We start from the raw sequence: 19,129 nt of genomic DNA on the forward strand, positions 1-19,129 counted from the left end.
CGCCTACCCGCCCGAGAGAATCAACTGGGTGAGCACCTCGCCCACCGCCTCCAGCCCCTCCGGAGACGTGTTCTCGAGCACGTCGCCCGTGGTATGCCAGTACGGGTAGTTGAAGTCGATGATGTCGATCGTCCGAAAACCCGCCTGGTTCAGCGGAATGTGATCGTCTTCTATGGACAGCCCGACGACCCGCGGGAAGTACCGCGCCATGCCGATCTCTTCGGCGGTCCGGTAAACCAGGTCAACGACCTCCGGCGCCAGGCTCTGAGACTGCCCCTCGATCGGGAAGGAGGGCGATTTGTCACCCACCATGTCGATCAGGATCCCGTACAGCGGCCGGTAGCCGGGCGGCGGGTTCGCCGCGAAGTGCTTTGCCCCCAGGTACATCTCGCCGACGCCGAAGTCCTCGCCGTCGGTGAACAGTAGGTCCACTCCCAGGGGCGGAGAATGGCTGGATAGGACGCGCGCCAGCTCCATCAGCACCGCCACCCCGCTGCCGCCGTCGTTGGCGCCGAGGATCGGCTCGCCTCGGCGCGCGGAATCCGGATCCTGATCCGCCATGGGGCGCGTGTCCCAATGCGCTACCAGCAACACACGGTGGACCTCCGCCGGCCGGAAGCGCGCGAACACGTTGGTCATCGAGACGGAATCGCCCGAGAGGGCGCCGTGCACGAAGGGCCGCACCTCCACGGTGTCCGCCAGGGCTCGCAGGTGCTCCAGCATCCACTCCAGCTGAGCGGCGTGTCCGGGGCCGCCGGGGAAGCGCGGTCCGAATGAGACCTGATGGGCTATGAGCGCGTGCGCCGAGTCCGCGTCGAAGTCGACCGGAACGAGCACGCGCGCGCGCGAAGACCGGTCCTGTCCTGGCGCCGCATCGCAGCCCGCTGCCAGAACGAGGCCGAGCGCGATCGGCAGCGCGGCCAGGCGTCGCCTCCGGCTCGTGTGCGCCATCACCTGCGCAACCCCACCGCGCTCGGGAAGCGGCCGAACTGGAAGTCGAACTGGCCGAACAGGGTGAACAGGACCTGACGATTGCCTTCGCGGATCCCGGTGGAACTCTGGCGATCCGTGTAGGACAGGTTCGCGCCCAGGTTGATGCGGTTCAGCACGGTGTCCAACTGGACGGACAGGGTCTGGGTCACGAAATCCGATGTCGCGGTGCACGTGTCTGCCTCTTCCGTCTGGCCCGCGAAGCGGGTCCGGCAGGAAAACTGCGAGTCTCGCCGGTAGCCGAGCGTCGCGTGGATTGGCTGGGAGAAGGACTCCCAAGCCTCGGGGGCGTCCAGCGATCCGCGCATCTCCACGTTGTGGCGGTCGTTGCGACGTTGGGTCTCGCCGGTCGGGTCCTTGCTCACCCCCTCGGACAGGCTGCCGTTGTAGTTGACCGACATTCCGTTCAGCAGCGACATGCTGAAGCGCAGCGGCACCGACGTATCCTCGCTCGTGCGCGACTGCGTGGTGCTACCGAAACGATTCTGCCGCTCGGTCACCCGGAAGCCCGCGCTCAAGTTCATGCTGCCCACCTTGCCGCGCAGGAAGCCCGGTACCGGCACGCGGCTCCAGCGCCAGTTTACATCGGGCCAGGTTCGCGACTCGGTATCTTGGTCGCCGCCCCGATCCGCGAGCGCGCGCGAGTCACCGGTCTGGTAGCCGACGGAAAGCGCGCTGCCGAGCGGCAGGTCGAAGCCCCCGTCGACGCTGAAGCTGCCCGTCTCGCGAACCGTGCGCGCCACCGACCCTCCCACGGTCCGGAAGTCCTCGAGGTCACCGAAGCCGAACTGATAGCCCACCTCGGGTGACGCGAGGTTGCGATCGAACTGTGAAGAAAGCCCGTCCTGCCACCGCAGGTCGATATCATCCAGGCGACTTATGAGCCCGACCAGGCCGCGGCGCAGCAATCCCGCGTCTTCGCCCGCCGTGCCGAGCAGAACCGCGCCGAGCACGCTCGGACTGAAGCTGAACTGGCGTCCGAGCGCCCGCTGCCCACGGAATTGTCTCTGCAGACGCGCGACGCTGTCTTCGTCCTGCACCTCGAAGGCCACGAAACTCGGGTTCCTGTCGGCCGAGTACTGGGTATTCCAGCTCAGGCCCGGGCGGAGCCACTCGAACAACTCCGGGTTGAAGTTGAAACCGGTGCTCATGCTCCGGTTCCGCTCCCAGCCCACGCCCAGCCCCAGGAACTCGCCTCGCTCCTGCTCGAGCGCGGCCTGAACCGCGCCCGACTGCGTCGCGAGGAAGGGTTCCAACAGATCGCGATTGCTGGTGATGGCGAAGGTCGCGTCCATGCTGCGGAACGGCTGGAGGCCGATGCGGGCCTGCGAGCGAAGGGACCTGGCCGGCGAGCTGGTCGGCGCGAACAGGGTATCGTCCGGCAGCTCCAGAATCTTGTCGAACCGGAAAGTGCGCGCTTCGGTGTCCTGGAAGGTGGTCTGCAGCGTGAGCGCGGATGGACTCCAGCGGAATCGCGCCTCCGTGAAATTACGGAAAATCGTGCTCCGCTCGACGAACCCCGGCAGAACCCAGCGCAGCGCGTCTTCGAGAAACGTGGGCGTGGGGTCGAATTCGCGAGCCCCTGGGCGCCGGTTGTAACCGGCCCCGGCGGTGAAGCCGCTCGCCTCCGAACGGGTGGTGGAGGCCGACGACTCCGACGATCGCCAGTTGGCGTTCAGCGACAAGCCGTCCACCACCGCGCTGACCCACGGGTTGGCGGTGGGCGTCGCCTTGCGCAAGCTCACGCCCACGTTTGTGGTGCGGGAGCCGATCTCACGCAGCCCCTCCAGTCCGCGCGCCGTAATGTCGCTTCGGTTCAGGAAGAACGGATCCGTGTCCGTGCGCGCGTGCGCGACCTGGACGGGCAGGTCCAGCCCCCAGGACGACGGCGCGAAGTTGCCGAGCTGCATCCTCGAGTTCACCGACAGCGTGCGGTCCGCCTCGAAATCCGGGCGGCTGTCCAGGCCACGCTGGAAGCGCTCGCTCTCGCTGCTGAAGCTCACGTTGGCGCTCATGAAGTCGGCGGCGTTGATGGCCAGATTCACGTCGGTGGCCACGCCCGAGCGGGTGTCGGGCTGGTCCAGGCGCAGCTCGTTGAACCACACCTCCCCCGAGGACGGAAAATCGCCGCCGTTGAATACGGCCAGGGACAGCTCCCGGATGGACGCGAGGTTCGGCGCACGCGCCCGGTCTTGAAGCACCACCGCGTAGGTGCTGTCCGCGTTCCAGATCTCGATACGCCCGTCGCCCGCCGCGGTGCCCGGGTCGGGCACGATGTCGCCGGACCCCACCACGATCGGCCCGTTCGGATCGGGCGGAGCCACCCGACGAATCAACGAGTCCTCCGCCATCACGCGCAGGTCTTTCCACTCCTGGAAGTCCATCGGCACGTCCACCCAGTCGCCCCGGCCGAGGGCGTCGCTGGTCACTGGCTCGCTCAGGCGCGTACGCCGCAGGTAGTAGTTGCTCCCGTCGGTGCCGAACTTGATCAGCAGCGACTGGTCACCGCCGTCGCCGAAGTTGCCGGCCCGCGGCAACGCCCACATGCGCACGCGCTGGTACTCGAGCAGGTCGCGCGGACGATTCAGGTAGCGGAAGAAGACCTCACCGCGCTCGCCGGGCCCCACGTCCTGATAGGTCAGTCTCAAGCCCTTCTCGTTGATCTCCTGGCGACTCGTGCCCACGCCGGCCGTTACGTCCTGGGCCCGGTCGCTGGTATTGGGCGGAGAAACGTACGCCGGCTCGTTGACGCGACTGACGGGGGCGACGCTCACGGCCGCGCTGCCGGAGGACGCTCCCTCGCCAGCGCCGGTGAGGCCGTCGATCAGGCCGTGTCCCTCTCGCTTCGGCCAGCGGCCGCCCAGCAGCTTCGGCCTCGCCAGGGTGATCACCGGCGCCGACTGATTGGGGTCGTCGACCGAGACCGTGAGCCGTACGTGCCGGATGAAACGCCACGTGGACTCGTTGGCGCCGCCCACGGCCTCGGCGAGGCCCGCGCGCAGCGGCACCCGGTACAGCTCGAAGTTGGTCCCCGTCTGGCTGCGATCGCGCACCAGGAAGGGCGACTCTTCGCCCAGCGGCACCGTGAAGCGGAAGTGCGCACCGTCCGAGGACAGCAGCGCCCCGTTTCCGTCCAGGTCCTCGGAATCGTTCAGGCCGTTGCCGCGCGTGCAGTTGGCCCCGAGCGAGCCGATGGCGAACACCGACTGCCGATCGCCCTCGCATTCCTGGTTCCACAGCCCACGGGCGTCCAGCGAGTCGCCCCACACGGCGAAGCCCAGCTCGGCCTCCTGATCCAGGATGCCCTGTCCCCACGGCTCCCCGTCGGGGTACGCGCCGCTCAGGTTGCCGAGCCCATCGAACACGAAGGCGTCCTCGCTGACCGTGCCGATGTCCCAGATGAAGGCGAAGTCGACGCCGTCGTCGCGGCGCACGTAGAACTCCAGGAACTCGCTCTGCGTCAGATCCCGGCCGCTGGTGGACAGCACGGTCGTGATCGACCTCCAGGAGCGCTGGCCGAAGGGGAGCGTGTCCGTGATCACCATGAACATCGCGGGCTCGCCCGTGTCGGTGCCTATCACGTTGAGACTGCGGTCTATGTCCACGGACCGGATGCGGCCTCCCACCTGGCCGGTCGCGGGGTCGAGGATCTGGCTCTGCCAGGTCAGCGAGCCGGCGTTGTCGGTCCCCAGGCTCGTCGGCAGGAACGTCCCGGCGCCAGGCGTCCAGGACGGCGCCGATCCCCACCGCCAGGAGTTGCTGATGGTCGACAACAAAGCCTCGTTGGTGGCCTCGAAGTCATCCAGGAACGTGTCGCCCTGGCTGTTCGGGTTGGGCGTGGACATGGCCACTTCCCCGGTCAGCCGGATCGCCGACCTGCCCGCGGTCCGCAGCCCGGGAATCGCCCCCATCGCCCGATCCAGAAACGAGCTCGGCAAATCCAGGTCGCCGGTCACGCCACCCACGAACAGCGCCCCCGCCTCCAGCCCGAGCTGCGGGCGGTTCACCAGCGAGCGCTCCGACTGGAAGATGCCCAGCACGTTGATCTGGCCGAGCTGCCCCGCCTGGTAGCGCGCGTTCATGCCGAAGACGCTCTTGGGCGCGATCTGGAACAGCGGCTGCTGCTCCCAGGTGGCGCGGAGCTGGGCGTTGGGACTGCCGCCGAAGATGGCGTCCGGGTTGACCAGATTGAGGGTGCCCACCTCGTAGTCGATGGTGTAATCCTCGCCGGCGATCAGGCGCTGGCTGCCCACGAAGATGCGCTCGCTACCCTCGCGGATCCCGATCGCGCCCAGATTGAACGACGACTTGGTGCCGCCCGCGGAGCGAACCCGGTAGGTGAAGTTCAGCCGGAAGCGGGAACCGTTGGCGCGGTCGATGGGGTCCGGGTCGTCGTAGATGACGAGGTTGGCGTTCTGGCCCAGCAGCGACGCGGCGTCGTCCGCTCCAAGTCCCAGGCTGACCACCGGCCCGGGGCGCGCGAAGGGCTCCAGGGTGGGGAACATCACGAAGACGCCGCTGACCTTGGCGTCCTGCCCGAACAGCTCCTGCGGCCGGAACAGCTGCGCCTCGTCCACCTCGTCCACGGGGTTGTCTTCGTCCAGGCCGAAGAAGCGAAGGTAGGTGGCGCGGGTGCCGTCGTTGGTGGTGATGAACGTAGCCCCCGCCGACTCCTCGCCGAGGGAAATGGTCAGCGCGACGCTACCCCTCTCGACCTCGTTGGAGGAATCGACGCGGTAGACGTTGTGCATCTCCTGCCGCCAGGTCGGGCGACCCGGCTGGTGGATGTCCTCCGGCCCGCGCAGCAGGAGCAGCTCCGGAGTGGTGCCTTGAGCGGACACGGTCTCGGCGTTGAGCGTGCCGATGGTGTCGCCCGTCTCGGTCACGTAGGCGATCGCCAGCGCTTCGGCCGCCGTGAGGCGCGAGCGAAGCACGATCCACAGGCCGCTGGAGTGTATTTCGAAGTCCTCGGTCGGCTCGAGTTGGCGAAACAGGCCCGCGTGCTCCACCCTGTCGGCGCCTTCGCCGGCCACCGCCAGGGCCCTGAAAAGGTTCTGATCCGCCTGCTGGGCCGCCGTGAGGTTGCCCGCGCCCTCCGCGCGATACACCTGGATCCCGAACGCTCCGCTGGGGCGGACGACGGCGGGCACGTCCAGGGGCTGGAGGGCCAGCGCGTCGACGTGGGGGGCTCCCGCGAGGCTGTCGGGCGGCACGAGGTAGAAGAAGAGTCCCGACAGGAAGGTCTCGTCGTCCCAGACCACGGTCTGGTCCAGCACGACATCGTCGCCCGTGCCCCCGCCGCCGAAGACGAACTCGCGCTCGGTGATGTCGCCCTTCTGCTGCGCCCACACCGCCTGGAAATCGATGGGGCCCAGTTGGCCCTCCGCCTTGAAGCCGAAGTTGCCGGCGGGAACGCCCTGGGTCATGTAGCGCGACCGCGGCAGACGCAGGTTCACGTCGCCCACCTCCACGCGCCGCAGAACTTCGTCCTCGAACCCCTGATAAAAGACGTTGATGTTGTTGGTCGCGTCGAATTCCCGCGCCTGGTCGAAATCGACGTCGACGTGGACGCGCTCGGAGATGGTGCCGCCGACCTGTAGCTGGAACTGGACGTCCGGACTCAGGCGAGGCACGAGCCCGGACTCACACTTGAGAGCGACGAAGATGTTGCAGGGCTCGATCTTGTTCCACTCCCCCTTCATGTCGGTTCGGCCACGCAGCCGAATACCCAGGTTGCGCAGCTCCCCCAGCGCTCCCGGTAGCTGCGGCCCGACGGAAGTCGTGTCGGCCTCGATGACTGGCTCGCGAACGAGGTACACGACGCTGTCACCGGGAAGAGTGTCGCCGGGCGCCACGGTGGGCCCGGGCGTCTGCGGCGCCGGGCGGGCCCCGATCGGAGGGGGCGCCGGCGGCTGGTCCACTTCCACGTCCCCGTCGCGGCGCCCCGCCCTGCGGGAGTCCTCGTTGGCGCGGTCGTCCACGTCCGCCTCGCGCTGAGCGCGCCGGGCGGCAGCAGCCGCCCGGGCGGCAGCGGTGTCGGCGGCCGCGTCCGCGGCGGAGTCGGGCGCGACCGCGGCTCCCCGCGCTCCCGCGTCGGGCACGGACACGGGCGCCGCTCCACCGGCCCGAGCCATCCGCTCGCCCGCGCGCGGTCCGTCTCCCAGCCGCGGCACCCGCGGCTGCGGCAGGCGCGCTTCGGCCAACCGCCTCCATGCGGTCGCCCAGTCCGCGAAGCGGGGCCAGAGATCGGGCCTGGTCCAGCCGGGCACGGCGGGCACCGTCACGACGAACGGCGTCTCGAGTGTCGCCAGTCCCAGCCTGGGGCCCTGCGGAGCCTCACCGAGCGCCGGGTGTAGGAGTCGCGGCAGCCGGACCGTATCGCCCGCTACACGCACGTCCTGGGCGGAGGAGGAGGAGGGCACCCCGATGGACACGAGCGCCAGCAGGACACACGTCCACGGGACGCGCGTGCGCGCGCGCTCATGCGCCTGGGTGGCGGCCGGGGAGCGTCTCGGTGAAATCTTCAGACCTGCGGCGGCTCTGGGAGTCGCTTGTCGCTCGGAGAAGCCCGGAATATGCTAAGGTTCATCGCTCCCTTCAACGCCCCTCCCGTGTGGCGCGGAAGCGCTCCGGAATACGACCATCAAACGCGTCTGCCATGTCGATTCTGACGCGCTACATATTGAGGGCGCACGTCGCTCCGTTCTTCTTCGCGCTCTCCGTGCTGACGACCATCATCTTCGTCAACACGGTGGCCAAGCGCATCGAGAATGAACTGGCCGGCAAAGGCTTGGACCCGGATGTGATCCTCGAGGTCCTCGCCCTGTCGCTTCCGCACGTCGTGGCGCTCACCCTGCCGATGGCGGTGCTGGTCGCGGTACTCTACGCATTCAGCGCGCTCGCCGCCGACAACGAGATGGCCGCGCTCAAGGCGAGCGGCGTCGACCTGCGCCGTCTGCTCGGGCCGCCGCTCGCGGCAGCGACGCTGGTGTGCGCCGGCATGATCGTGTTCAATGACAGCATTCTGCCCGCCACGAATCACCGACTCGCGGGGCTCATTCAGGACATCAACCGCAAGAGCCCCACGCTCATGCTGCGCGAGCAGGTTCTGAACGAAATAAAGGCCGGCGATTTTGGCGCGAGTACGTACTACTTGAAGGCGGGCCGCATCGAGCAGGGCACCAACCGCCTGTGGGACGTAGTCATCTACGATCTCGCCGAGCCGAACCGCCGCCGCACGATCTACGCCGACAGCGGCAAGATGGCTTTTAACCGGGAGCTGACGGATCTGTTCCTGACGCTGGAGGATGGCGTGATGTACGAATCGGAGCGCCTATCGCCGCAGCGCCTCCAGCGGGCGGACTTCACCAGACAACTCGTGCGCATTGAGGGGGTCGGTACGCAGTTCGAGCGCCAGGACGACCGCAGCTTCAAGTCCGACCGCGAGATGAACCTGGATGAGTTGGCCGAGGTAGTCGCGGAGAGCCGCGTCGAATACGAGAAGGCCCGCGGTCAAGCCCTGGCCAAGGCGCGCGCGTCGCTGGAGGCGGCGCTCACCGGCGCGGCCTCGCTGGACGCCGGCGCGGGGCCAGGAGCGAGCGACGCCCCGCGCATAACGGAGCCCGGCGCCGGGGCCCGGCGAACGGGGGCACCGCTCGACTCACGGCTGCGCGAGCCCGGCTCCGAGCCGGTGCGAGGGGATCCGGGGCAGATCGCGCTGCGGGATCCGAGCGCCGGCGCCGCGATACCGGGCGACGCCTTCGAAACCGGACCGCTCTCGAGGTTGCGCGCGCGCGCGGCCGCCGGTGATGTCGCCGACCCCGCCACCTCCGGCCAACCAGCGGCCTCCCAGGCCACGCGGGAGCGACCTGCACAGGACGCTCGCCGCGACCTGGAGCGAGTGCGCACCGTACGGCCCACCCCCGAAACCGACGCGGTCGTGCGGGAGGCGACGTCGCGGCTGATGCAGTGGTCGGCGACCGCCGATACGCACCTGGCGCGGGTGCGCCAGTACGAAGTGGAGTTCTGGAAGAAGTTCGCGATCCCCGCGGCTTGCATCGTGTTCGTGCTCATCGGCGCCCCCATCGGCGTCCGCTTTCCGCGCGGAGGGGTGGGTATGGTCGTGCTGGTCTCGCTCGCGGTGTTCGCGGTCTACTACGCCGGCCTGATAGGCGGCGAATCGCTCGCCGACGAGGGCATCCTGTCGCCCGCGTGGGCGATGTGGAGCGCCAACCTGATCTTCTTCGTGATCGGGCTCTGGGCGGTCTCGCGCATCGGCAGGGAGTCGGCCACCTCGCGGGGCGGCGGCTGGGACGACCTGGCGAACGCGCTCAAGCAGGTCGTCGCTTGGCCCCTCGGCGTAGCCCGCACGCGGGGAGGTCGCGCGTGATCGGGCCGTTCCGCGTGCTCGTCCTGGACCGCTACGTCGTGCGGCAGTTCCTGCGGCTCTTTCTGACCTTCGCCCTTGCCGCTCCGCTGCTGTTCATCGTCTTCGACCTGACCGACAACCTGGACCGCATGCTGGACCGCGGCCTGGGCGCGGGCGAGGTCGCGCTGTCTTACGTCTACCAGTACCCGCAGTTCGTGCTGTGGGCGTTCCCCATCGCCGCGCTGATGGCGACCGTCTTCACGGTCAACGGCATGGCGCGGCATTTCGAGGTAACCGCCGCCAAGGCGGGTGGCATGAGCTTCCGGCGGCTATTCGTCACGCTGCCGCTGCTGGGCATCCTGCTGACCGGAGCCGGGCTCGCGCTGGGCGAACTCGTGCCGCGCACCACCCGCCTACGAGCCGAGGTGCTGGGACAACGCCCGCGCCTGGTGGGCGGACGCACCAACTTCGTCTGGGAAGGCGACTGGACCGGTACGCTCGTCGTGCCGCGACTGGACGCCGAGAACGGACGGCTCCACAACCCCAGCATAGAGCGCGAGGGCGACGGTGAGCGCTCTCCCACGATACAAGTGGTGGCAGAGGCCGCCACGTATCGCGTCTCGCGCGCCGATTGGGACGTGGAGAACGGCCGCATGCGCGTGCTGTGGAAGGACGGCGCGGAGCGCGCCTTCCGTTTCGACCGCTTGCGCTGGCGGGGGTTCACGCAGACCCCGGAGGAGTTGCTCGCGCGCGCCAAGGATCCCGAAGAGATGAGCTACCGTGAGCTGCAACGCTTCATCCAGGCCAGCGAGCGCGCGGGTGGCCAGCCGCGCAAACTGAAGGTCGAGTTGGGTGAGAAGCTGGCGATCCCGGTGACCACGCTGGTGATCATCCTGTTCGGAACCCCTCTGGCGACGGCCGCGCCACGCGCGGGGGCGGCGTTCGGGGTGGGCATCTCGCTGATCATCACGATCAGCTATCTCATGCTGTTCCGGCTCACCGGAGCCATGGGCGCGGCGGGCCAGATCCAGCCCGAGCTCGCGCCCTGGATCCCCAACGTCCTGTTCTTCGTGGCCGCGCTCGGCCTCACCGCCCGGGTGCGCACCTAGTGTACCGTTGCACACTAGTGGACTGTAACAGTCCACTCTAAGCGCCGCCCGAGGCGGGGTCGCGCCGTACCAGCCACCCGGCCAGAACCGCCCCCGGCACTTCCGCGTCGTAGACCAGCTGGGCGGGTCCGCGCAGCCGCAGGCGGAAGCTCCCATCCACGTCGACACGTACTTCTCCACCGGGCATGCGTACGCGCACCGAGCCCGGGTCCAGCATCCCCTTGCGCACCAGCGTGGCCGCCACCGCACACGCGCTCGACCCGGACGCCAGCGTCTCGCCGGCGCCGCGCTCCCAGATCCACGCTTCGGCCGTGTGCCGATCGACGGGGCGCGCGAACTGGACGTTCGTGCCCTCGCGGAAGGCACGGTGAACGGCCAGGGCGGGACCGCGCGCCTCGAAGTCGACGCGTTCAAAGGCGTCGATCAGGACCACGCAGTGAGGATTGCCCAGCGACACCGTGTTGATCAAGGCGGAGCCGGCGTCTCCCAGGTCCAGCGGCTCGTCGTCCACCGCGCCGACGCGCGTCTCGAAGCCGACCGAGCCGCCGCGAAAATCGGCCGCGCCCATGTCGACCTCGATATCCAGAGCGCCGGCGCCGGCCTTGCCGAGCACGCGCACTGTGACCGAGTCTTTCGGCAGGGCCACGTCGAACGGGTCCGAGCCCACCAGGCCCCGGCCGTGAAGCCAGGCGCAGAATATGCGCAGCCCGTTGCCGCTCTTTTCGGCGCCCGTGCCGTCGGGGTTCCAGATGCGCAGACCGAACGGGCGCCTGTCCGTCCAGGCGACGAGAACGCCGTCGCTGCCGAGGCCCGTGTGACGATCGCACAGGGCGCGCGCGAGGTCGACGCTCATGCCGCCATGGTCGCCCGCGCCGGAGCGTGGGTTCGCGTCGCCCACGCGACCCGACTCGGCGGCGCCCCCCAGCGCCGCGCGCAGCTCACCGGCGTCGATCACCAGGTAGTCGTTGCCCAGCGCCTGGCCCTTGGCGACTCGCAGCGGGCTCACTCGCCGCTTACGAGACGGCCGTACCAGGGGAACCCCCCGGAGCGCCAACCGGTCACGAACGCCTCCAGGGGCTGAGCGAGCTGGGTGCTGGCGTAGCCCGCCACCGACTCGGGGTGCGGTCTACCCCGATGGAAGTAGCTTCGTACGAGCACGCCGTCCGGCGCCGCCGGCAGCCCCGCCACGGACGCGGCGTAGCGGTCGAAGGTGCCCTGCTCGTACAGGTAGAACTCCACGTTGGAGGTATAGAAGGCTCCAACTTCAAGGCCCCGGCGGCGCAGCTCGCGGCCTATCTCCGGGAGCGCGTGCGGGCCCGAGAAATCGCCCACCGCGGGCACGATGCCGTCCCGCTCCTGGAGCGCCCTGACGAAGTGAAAGTCGGCGTCCGTCGCCAGGTAACTCGCGGGCTCGTCGCGTTCGTCGCGCTCCAGCAGGAGCTCACCGTACGTCGGGTAGTACCAGCGGGGAGCTCGTCCGTGGGACCGGAAGCGAAGCTCCGGGCCGGCCTCGATGAAGGCGCGGTGGAAGCCCCGGATCGTGGCGATGTCCTCCTGAGAGAGCTCCACCCCGAAGTCCACGATCCGCCTCTCCAGAGGCTCGGGCAGCGCCGCGCCCTCGACGGCCGGCGCGGCCCGAGCCCATTCCAGCATCGCCCCGAGGTCCGCGCCGGCCGCGCGCAACGGCGCGGGCGGCGGGGGGCGCCCGAACAGCGCCGCGAGGTAACTCGCCCGGTCGGGCGACGACTCCAGCAGCGCCTTGAGCAACAGATGGTGCAGCAGATTGTCCCGGCGGATGTCCAGGATGACGGCGAACTCCGGCCGGAGCGCCGCGATATAGGAGAAGTTCTGATCCGGGCCGACGCCGATGTAGGCAAGCCCGGGTCGGCGCAACGCTCGGAGGCGCGCCGCTACGTGCAGGTATGACGCCTCGTTGGAAATGAGGTTGTCGGTGTCGAAGTAGGCGCCTGCCCCGCTCAGGCGCCGAACGAGGGCCGCGAAAGTCGTATCGGCCGGGACTTCGCGGAGGGCCGGGCTCGACCCCGCCGGAGCCCCGGCGCTCGGCCCGAACGCGGCGACGGCCGCGACCCCGAAGGTCACCGCCGTCAAGCCGATCAGCGCGAGTCGGCGGCCCACGGGCTTACTAGAGGGAAGCCCCTGAGGGGCTCGGGCGGGAAGGCGTGGCCGCTCCGAAAAGGGCGCGCACGGCGGTGCGGTCCACCTTGCCGCTGGCGTTACGCGGGAGCTCGGCCACCAGGCGTACGAGGCGGGGCTTCATGGGACTCGACAGAGTCTCGTTCCAGCGCTCAATCAGTTCTTCCGGCTCGGGCGAGGGCGCGGGTCCCCGCGGCACCACGGCTGCGGCGACGAGCTGCCCCCACTCCTCATCGGGCACGCCCACCACGACGACCTCTTCCACCGCGGGATCCAGGGCGAGCCGCGCGGCCACCTCCGCTGGATCGACGTTGACCCCGCCCGTGACGATGCGGTCCGACAGCCGCCCCATCACCCACAGGTGACCGTCGCCGTCCACGTGACCCACGTCGCCGGTGGCCAGCCAGCCGCGACCATCGGCCATGGGGGCGTCGCCGGCGGCGTAACCGGCGGACACCGAGGGGCCACGCACGAGGATCTCGCCTGACGCCTCGTCGATGCGGACGTCGACCCCCTTCAGCGGCCAGCCCACCGTGCCCGGCTTCTCGCGCACGAGCGCCGGGGGGGCCGTGCACACCTGGGAAGCCGCCTCCGTCAAGCCGTACGTGAGCGCGATGGGATAGCGCAGGTCCAACGCCCTCTCCAGCAGCGCCCGCGGCACGGCGTCGCCGCCGACCAGCAGGCATCGGCAGTGCGGCGGCGCCAGCTGGTCGCCCCGCTCCCGCAACAAGCGGTGCAACATCGTGGGTACGAGGGAGGCGCTGGTCACCTCTCCGGCGTCCAGCAGCGCGGCGGCCTCGGTCGCGTCGAAGCGCTCCCGACTGACCAGCCTGAAACCGACCACCGCGGCGCGCACGAGCAACGCGAGCCCCCCCACGTGCGCCGGGTCCAGCGCAGCGAGCCAACGGTCGTCCGGAGCCAGGTCGAGGCGCAGCGCGCTACCTCCGGCGACCGCCATGAGGTTCGCGTGGGAGAGGCGAACGGCGCGCGGCCCGGCTCGGGTCCCGGACGTCCACAGCAGGAAGGCGTCGGCTTCGGGGCCCAGCGGAAGCCGGCCGGAGGCATCGGCGGGCGGGTAGACGCCGGCGTAGTGCGCCGCCTCGCGGGCGGTGTCGAGGGCGCGTCGTATCTCGGGGTCGCTCGGTCCCACGTCGGCCGGCTCGCAACGCGCGGGCACCGGCGGCATGGGCCCGCCGGCGACCAGCCGCTCGAGGTCCAGCACCGGGGCGCCCTGTGCGATGGCCCGGGCCATGTCTGCGGTCGTCGAGTCGTGTAGGATCGCGCACGGCTCCAGCGCGCCGACCGCGTCCACGAGCTCGGCCGGAGACCTGCGCCTGTGCAGGGGCGCGAGCCGGAGCCCGGCTCGGCCGGCGGCGAACACCAGCGCCGCCATCGCGGGGCCCATGGGCAGGACCGTCGCGACGGGCCCCGTGAGTCCCGCGGACCGGAGCAGGGCCGCGAGCCGATCGGCCACGGTGTCGGTGGCGCCGAACGTAGCCGGCCCCTTCTCGCTCTGGAGAAAGACTGCGTCAGGGGTTGCGCGCGCGCGCACTCGGAGCGCGTCGTCGAAGCGGCGCGCGCTCACGCGACCAGGCCCAGCGTGAACAGGATTCCAAACAACGCGACGAGCCTGGCGGTGGATCCGAGCGCGCGATTGAGGCGCGCCGGGTCGCGCCGGGCCATTACGGCGCGCACAGGCCCCAGCGCCAGCGGCGCCGTCGCCAGCGCGAAGAGCGTCGTAGAGGGCCAGCCGTACTCGACGACGCCCACGAGCGGGATCGCGAAGGCGACAGCGACCAGCAGAGCGAACTCGGCCCTCGTGCCGACCTCGCCCAGCAGCACGGCGAGCGTACGCTTGCCGGCCGCGGCGTCGGTGTCCATGTCGCGCAGGTTGTTCACTACCAGAATCGCCGTGATCAGCGCACCCATTGCGGCACCGGCGAGCAGCGCGTCCGGAGCCAGCGTGAGGGCTTGAACGTAGTACGTCCCCCCGACCGCGACGAGCCCGAAGAATACGAACACGAAAGGGTCCCCCAGCCCCACGTAGCCGATAGGTACCGGACCGCCTGTATACAGCACGCCCGCCGCGATCGACGCGAGCCCGATCACCACGACCGGCCAGCCTGCCACCGCGGTCAGATAGACGCCGCAGGCGGTCGCGCCGAGGAAGGCGCCCGCGCTGCCCGCGGCCACCGCGCGGGAGCCCAGCAGACCCGCGTGAACGGCGCGGACGGGGCCCACGCGCGCGTCGGTGTCCGCCCCTTTGTGGAAATCGAAATAGTCGTTGGCGAAGTTGGTGCCGACCTGGATCAGCAGCGCCCCCGCCATCGCGGCGAGGGCCGGGCCGCGCGCGAGCGCGCCGTGCGAGGCCGCGAGTCCGGTGCCGACCAGCACCGGTGCGACCGCGGCCGGCAGCGTCCTGGGGCGGGCCGCGAGGATCCAGGCGCCGGCCGAGTCAGCCGCCGGCGGAGAACGGCTCACGGCAGCCAGGGATACTGCTGGAAGTCGGGCGGGCGGCGGTCATTGTAAGCGTTGCGACCTTCCTGGCCCTGCTCGGTCATGTAGAACAGGAGGGTCGCGTTGCCCGCCAATTCCTGGAGTCCGGCCTGGCCGTCCACGTCGGCGTTGAAGGCCGACTTCAGGCAGCGGATGGCCAGCGGGCTCTTGGTGAGGATCTCACGCGCCCAATTCACGCCTTCCTGCTCCAACTCCGCCAGCGGCACTACCGCGTTCACGAGCCCCATGTCCAGCGCCTCCTGCGCGGAGTACTGACGACACAGGTACCAGATCTCGCGGGCCTTCTTCTGGCCGACCATGCGCGCGAGGTACGACGCGCCGAAACCGCCGTCGAAGCTGCCGACGATGGGCCCGGTCTGCCCGAAGACCGCTCCCTCGGCGGCGAGCGTCATGTCACACACGACGTGCAGCACGTGGCCGCCACCGATAGCGAATCCGGGAACGAGCGCGATTACCGGCTTGGGCATGGTGCGGATGACGCGCTGCAGCTCAAGCACGTTCAGCCGGGGCACGCCGTCGGAGCCTACGTAGCCGGCGTCCCCGCGTACGCGCTGATCACCCCCGCTACAGAAAGCCCACTTGCCGTCCTTGGGCGACGGTCCCTCCCCGGACAGCAGCACGACGCCGATGTCCGTGTCGTCCCACGCGTCGCGGAAGGCGTCGATCATCTCGTGAATCGTCTCCGGCCGAAAGGCGTTGCGCACCTCTGGTCGGTTGAAGGCGACGCGCGCGATTCCCTGGCCCTTGCGATAGGTGATGTCCTGGTATTCCTTGGCTGTCTTCAGAGAATCCATCGTTCTTCAGCGCGGTGTTCTGCGGGCCCGCGGCCGGGCTGTCGGAGCGCGGCGGCGGGCGATGACCCTGACGCCCGATCCTACGCCCACGAGCTTCCCGCCGCTACGTCGTGGGCATGGCGGACGTAACGGCGTCCACGATGCGCCTGGTAACCGCCTCGCGCGCGGTCCGGTTGGACTCCCGCTCGGTCCGTATCTCCAAGAGCGCGCTCCGCTCCGCGGCCACCGCCGCCGCCAGCCGTTCGGGGAGCGCGCCGAGGTTCGGCGCTTCCGAGTGGTCGAGTCCGTGAAAAGACGCCAGCAGCGACAGGTCGCGCCCGTGCGGGGTCGCGAAGTGCTCGGTGAATTCAGGCTCGAACTCGCGTATCGAGAGGAACTGGAAGATGCCGCCGCCGTCGTTGTTGACGACGACGAACACGCAGCGCGGTGCCGCGCCGGCCAGCGCGAGGCCGTTGGCATCGTGGAGCAGCGCCAGGTCGCCGATGAGCGCTATCACCGGACCCGCGGCGGGCGCTCCCGCCGACACCCCCAGCGCGGAGCTGACGACGCCATCGATGCCGCTCGCGCCGCGGTTGCCGAGGACCCGGAGCGCGGCGTCCCTGGGTGCCGCGAAAGCGTCGAGGTCGCGCACCGGCATGCTGCTGGACACGAACAGGGTGGCTCCGGCCGGCGCCGCCGCCGCCACCTCTCGCGCCACCGCGCCCTCGAACAGCGTGGCGGTGTCGGCGCTGGCGACGGCTGTGGTGGCGTCCCGCAGGGCTTCCTGCGCGGCCCCCTCCGCGCGCCGCCACAGGTCGGTCCAGGCCGCGCGCTCCGGGGACCGGCTCCTCTCCCCGGCCTCGCGCAGGGCCCGCAGGGTGCCCGCCTCGTCGGCGCGAACGTAGCTGGCGGCCAGCGCCTGATGGTCCTTCCACCGTCCGCCGCCGTCGACCACGATCTGTGGCGCCTCGCCCGCCTCCTCCAGGAGCGCCTGGACCGAGACCGACGTGGGCGTGGAGCCCACCCGCAGCACGACATCGGGAGCGAGTGCGCGGCGCACCGCGGGGTCGCTCAGAAAGCGGTCCGCGGCGCCGGCCGTGACCTCCGTCGCGCCGGGTCCGAAGCGCGCGCCCGACAAGGGATCGGCGAGCACCGGTGTGCCCGTCTCTCGCGCCAGCGCCAGGGCTTGCGCCCCGACCGAGGCGGAATCCGGCACGGCACCGCACACCAGCAGCGGTCGCTGGGCGGCCGCCAGCGTCCGCGCGACGTCCTCCACGGCGGCGGCAGGTGGCCCCGCGACCCCGACGTGGTGGCGCGGGACGCGCGCTGCCTCGAAAGGGGCGGCCACAGCCGTCACGGCGGCCTGGCGCTCCGGCTCGAGGGGCTTGGCGAACGGCACGTTCAGGTGCGCGGGGCCAGCCGGCCGGCCTCGCGCGGCCGCCACCGCGCGCGCGACCTTGGCCGCGAGCACGCGCAGGGCCGCGGGGTCTTCGCTGGGCTCGCCGACGTCGATGGCGAACCTCGCGTACGCCCCGAAGATGCCCGCCTGGCCGATGGTCTGATTGGCGTCCGCGTCGCGCAGCCGGGCCGGGCGATCCGCCGTCAGAAGCAGGAGCGGGGCCTCGGATTGCGCGGCCTCGACCACGGCCGGAAACAAATTCGCCACCGCCGTGCCGGAGGTAGTGACCACCACCGCCGGCCCGCCACCCACGCGGCCCGCGCCGAGCGCGAAGTAGGCAGCCGAGCGCTCGTCCAGGCAGCTCACGAGGCGCAGATCGGGGACGCCGGCGAGCGCGAGCACGAGTGGCGTGGAGCGGGACCCCGGGGACACGCACGCCAGACGCACGCCGCTGCGGGCGAGAGCCAGGGCTACGGTGCGGCCCCAGAGCTCGTTGGCGAGGCGACTCACGCGCGCACGCGGCTCAACCGCACGCGCGCCGCAGCGCCGCCAGAACCGGCTCCAGCTTCACCGCGGTCTCGGCCCACTCCTTCTCCGGCTCCGACCCGTGCACTATCCCGGCTCCCGCGAACAACCGCCACCCCACCTCGCGGCTGTAGAGCGCGGACCGCAACGCCGGCGCGAAGCTGGCGTCGCCGCCGGGCTCGAACCACCCCACCGGCCCGGCGTACCAGCCGCGCCGGAAGCCCTCGGTGCGGCGGATGAAGTCCAGCGCCTCGCCGCGCGGCGCTCCTCCGACCGCGGGAGTGGGATGCAGGGCCTCCAGGATCCCCAGCGCGTCCACGTCCGCTTCGAGCCGCCCTCGCAGGACGGTTTCAAGGTGCTGGATGCGCGCGAAACGAATCAGATGGCGGCCCCGCTCTACGTCCAGGTCGCGCACGAGCGGCGCCAGACGCGCCGCGATGTCGCGCACGACGAGCGCCTGCTCGGCGCGGTCCTTGGCGCTGCCCAGCAAGGCCTCCGCGAGCGCGCGGTCCTCTGCCGGAGTAAACCCGCGGCGCGCCGACCCGGCTACGGCGGTGGTACGCAGCGCGCCGTCCCGGACGTCCGCCAACGACTCCGGCGCAGCGCCCAGAAAAGCCCTGCCCGGAATGGGTTCGAACAGGAAGACACGGGCGTCGGGCTCGTCCGAACGGAGCCCGACGGTCACGCCGACGGGATCGGCCATGACCGGCACGTCCATGGCGCGCGCCAGCACCACCTTCTCCAGCCGCCCCGAGCCGATCTCTTCCAGCGCCGCGCGCACGGTCGCGTTCCAGCCGCCGTGCGGCTCCCGCAGGCCATCCTCGGGAAGGTCAGCGCCGGACCCGGACGACGGCGGGGCGGTCTGCGCCCGTACCGACGCCGCCACCTCCTCGAGCAAGGCCCGGGCATCGCCGTTCCCCTGCGCCCGCACTCGCAGCCGCACGCCGTCCGCGTCCCCGCGCGCCTCGACCGCGGGCAGGACGAAGCGAGCCGCCGGAAAGCCCACCCACCGCGTCACCTCATCGCCAGCGTCGTGGAAGGCGAAACCACCGAAAAACCGTCCGCCGCCGCGCCCCGCGGCGTGTTCGGCGGCGGCGCGAATCTGGCCGAAGCGCCCCTCGCCGGAGGCGGTCAGGACCGTCGCTTCCCCGAACCAGGCGCACCAGCCGCGGGCGTCGCTCCAGAGGCCCCGGGGGCGTCCGTCGCCGGCGCGCAGAACCGCGGCGGGGTCGACCCCGTCCAGACGCGCCTCTGCCTCCGCGCGCGACTCCGCGGCTCCCACAGTTCCAGCCGC

Annotated in this window: 11 protein-coding genes; 2 read left to right on the plus strand and 9 right to left on the minus strand. The window is 70.7% G+C overall.

Annotation, left to right across the window (positions count from 1 at the left end; all coding sequences use genetic code 11):
* Positions 1–3: 3 nt before the first annotated feature.
* A complete protein-coding gene (locus ABFS34_01910) occupies positions 4–951 on the minus strand; it encodes a M28 family peptidase (GenBank protein MEN8374183.1) in 948 nt (315 codons plus the stop codon).
* Positions 951–7,412 carry a cell surface protein SprA gene (gene sprA / locus ABFS34_01915; protein ID MEN8374184.1) on the minus strand — a complete coding sequence of 2,154 codons (6,462 nt, stop codon included), beginning with the start codon at positions 7,410–7,412 and terminating at the stop codon, positions 951–953. The genes ABFS34_01910 and sprA overlap by 1 nt, the downstream gene beginning before the upstream one ends.
* Before the next feature lie 236 nt (positions 7,413–7,648).
* On the opposite strand from sprA, the gene ABFS34_01920 reads away from it, so the two are divergent.
* Together ABFS34_01920 and ABFS34_01925 are read left to right on the plus strand one after the other, a co-directional pair.
* The gene (locus ABFS34_01920) at positions 7,649–9,379 is read left to right on the plus strand and encodes an LptF/LptG family permease (protein MEN8374185.1); all 1,731 of its coding nucleotides are present in this window, start codon (positions 7,649–7,651) and stop codon (positions 9,377–9,379) included.
* The gene (locus ABFS34_01925; GenBank protein ID MEN8374186.1) at positions 9,376–10,467 is read left to right on the plus strand and encodes an LptF/LptG family permease; all 1,092 of its coding nucleotides are present in this window, start codon (positions 9,376–9,378) and stop codon (positions 10,465–10,467) included. Before ABFS34_01920 ends, ABFS34_01925 begins: the two co-directional genes overlap by 4 nt.
* A gap of 37 nt (positions 10,468–10,504) precedes the next feature.
* Here the strand turns inward: ABFS34_01925 and dapF are convergent, their stop codons facing one another.
* From dapF to ABFS34_01960, 7 genes are all read right to left on the minus strand, one after another.
* Complete coding sequence (gene dapF, locus ABFS34_01930; protein MEN8374187.1) at positions 10,505–11,473, minus strand: diaminopimelate epimerase; 969 nt, start codon at positions 11,471–11,473, stop codon at positions 10,505–10,507.
* Positions 11,470–12,603 carry a hypothetical protein gene (locus ABFS34_01935; GenBank protein ID MEN8374188.1) on the minus strand — a complete coding sequence of 378 codons (1,134 nt, stop codon included), beginning with the start codon at positions 12,601–12,603 and terminating at the stop codon, positions 11,470–11,472. The genes dapF and ABFS34_01935 overlap by 4 nt, the downstream gene beginning before the upstream one ends.
* A 7-nt stretch (positions 12,604–12,610) precedes the next feature.
* A complete protein-coding gene (locus ABFS34_01940; protein MEN8374189.1) occupies positions 12,611–14,206 on the minus strand; it encodes a class I adenylate-forming enzyme family protein in 1,596 nt (531 codons plus the stop codon).
* A complete protein-coding gene (locus ABFS34_01945; protein MEN8374190.1) occupies positions 14,203–15,102 on the minus strand; it encodes a 1,4-dihydroxy-2-naphthoate polyprenyltransferase in 900 nt (299 codons plus the stop codon). Before ABFS34_01945 ends, ABFS34_01940 begins: the two co-directional genes overlap by 4 nt.
* Entirely contained in the window at positions 15,099–15,932 is an 834-nt protein-coding gene (gene menB / locus ABFS34_01950) for a 1,4-dihydroxy-2-naphthoyl-CoA synthase (GenBank protein MEN8374191.1), read from the minus strand. Before menB ends, ABFS34_01945 begins: the two co-directional genes overlap by 4 nt.
* A gap of 103 nt (positions 15,933–16,035) precedes the next feature.
* Complete coding sequence (menD, locus tag ABFS34_01955) at positions 16,036–17,820, minus strand: 2-succinyl-5-enolpyruvyl-6-hydroxy-3-cyclohexene-1-carboxylic-acid synthase (GenBank protein MEN8374192.1); 1,785 nt, start codon at positions 17,818–17,820, stop codon at positions 16,036–16,038.
* A 13-nt stretch (positions 17,821–17,833) separates the two neighbouring features.
* Entirely contained in the window at positions 17,834–19,117 is a 1,284-nt protein-coding gene (locus tag ABFS34_01960; protein ID MEN8374193.1) for an isochorismate synthase, read from the minus strand.
* Between the last annotated feature and the right edge of the window lie 12 nt (positions 19,118–19,129).

The organism is Gemmatimonadota bacterium, assembly GCA_039715185.1.
GTDB lineage: Bacteria > Gemmatimonadota > Gemmatimonadetes > Longimicrobiales > RSA9 > DATHRK01.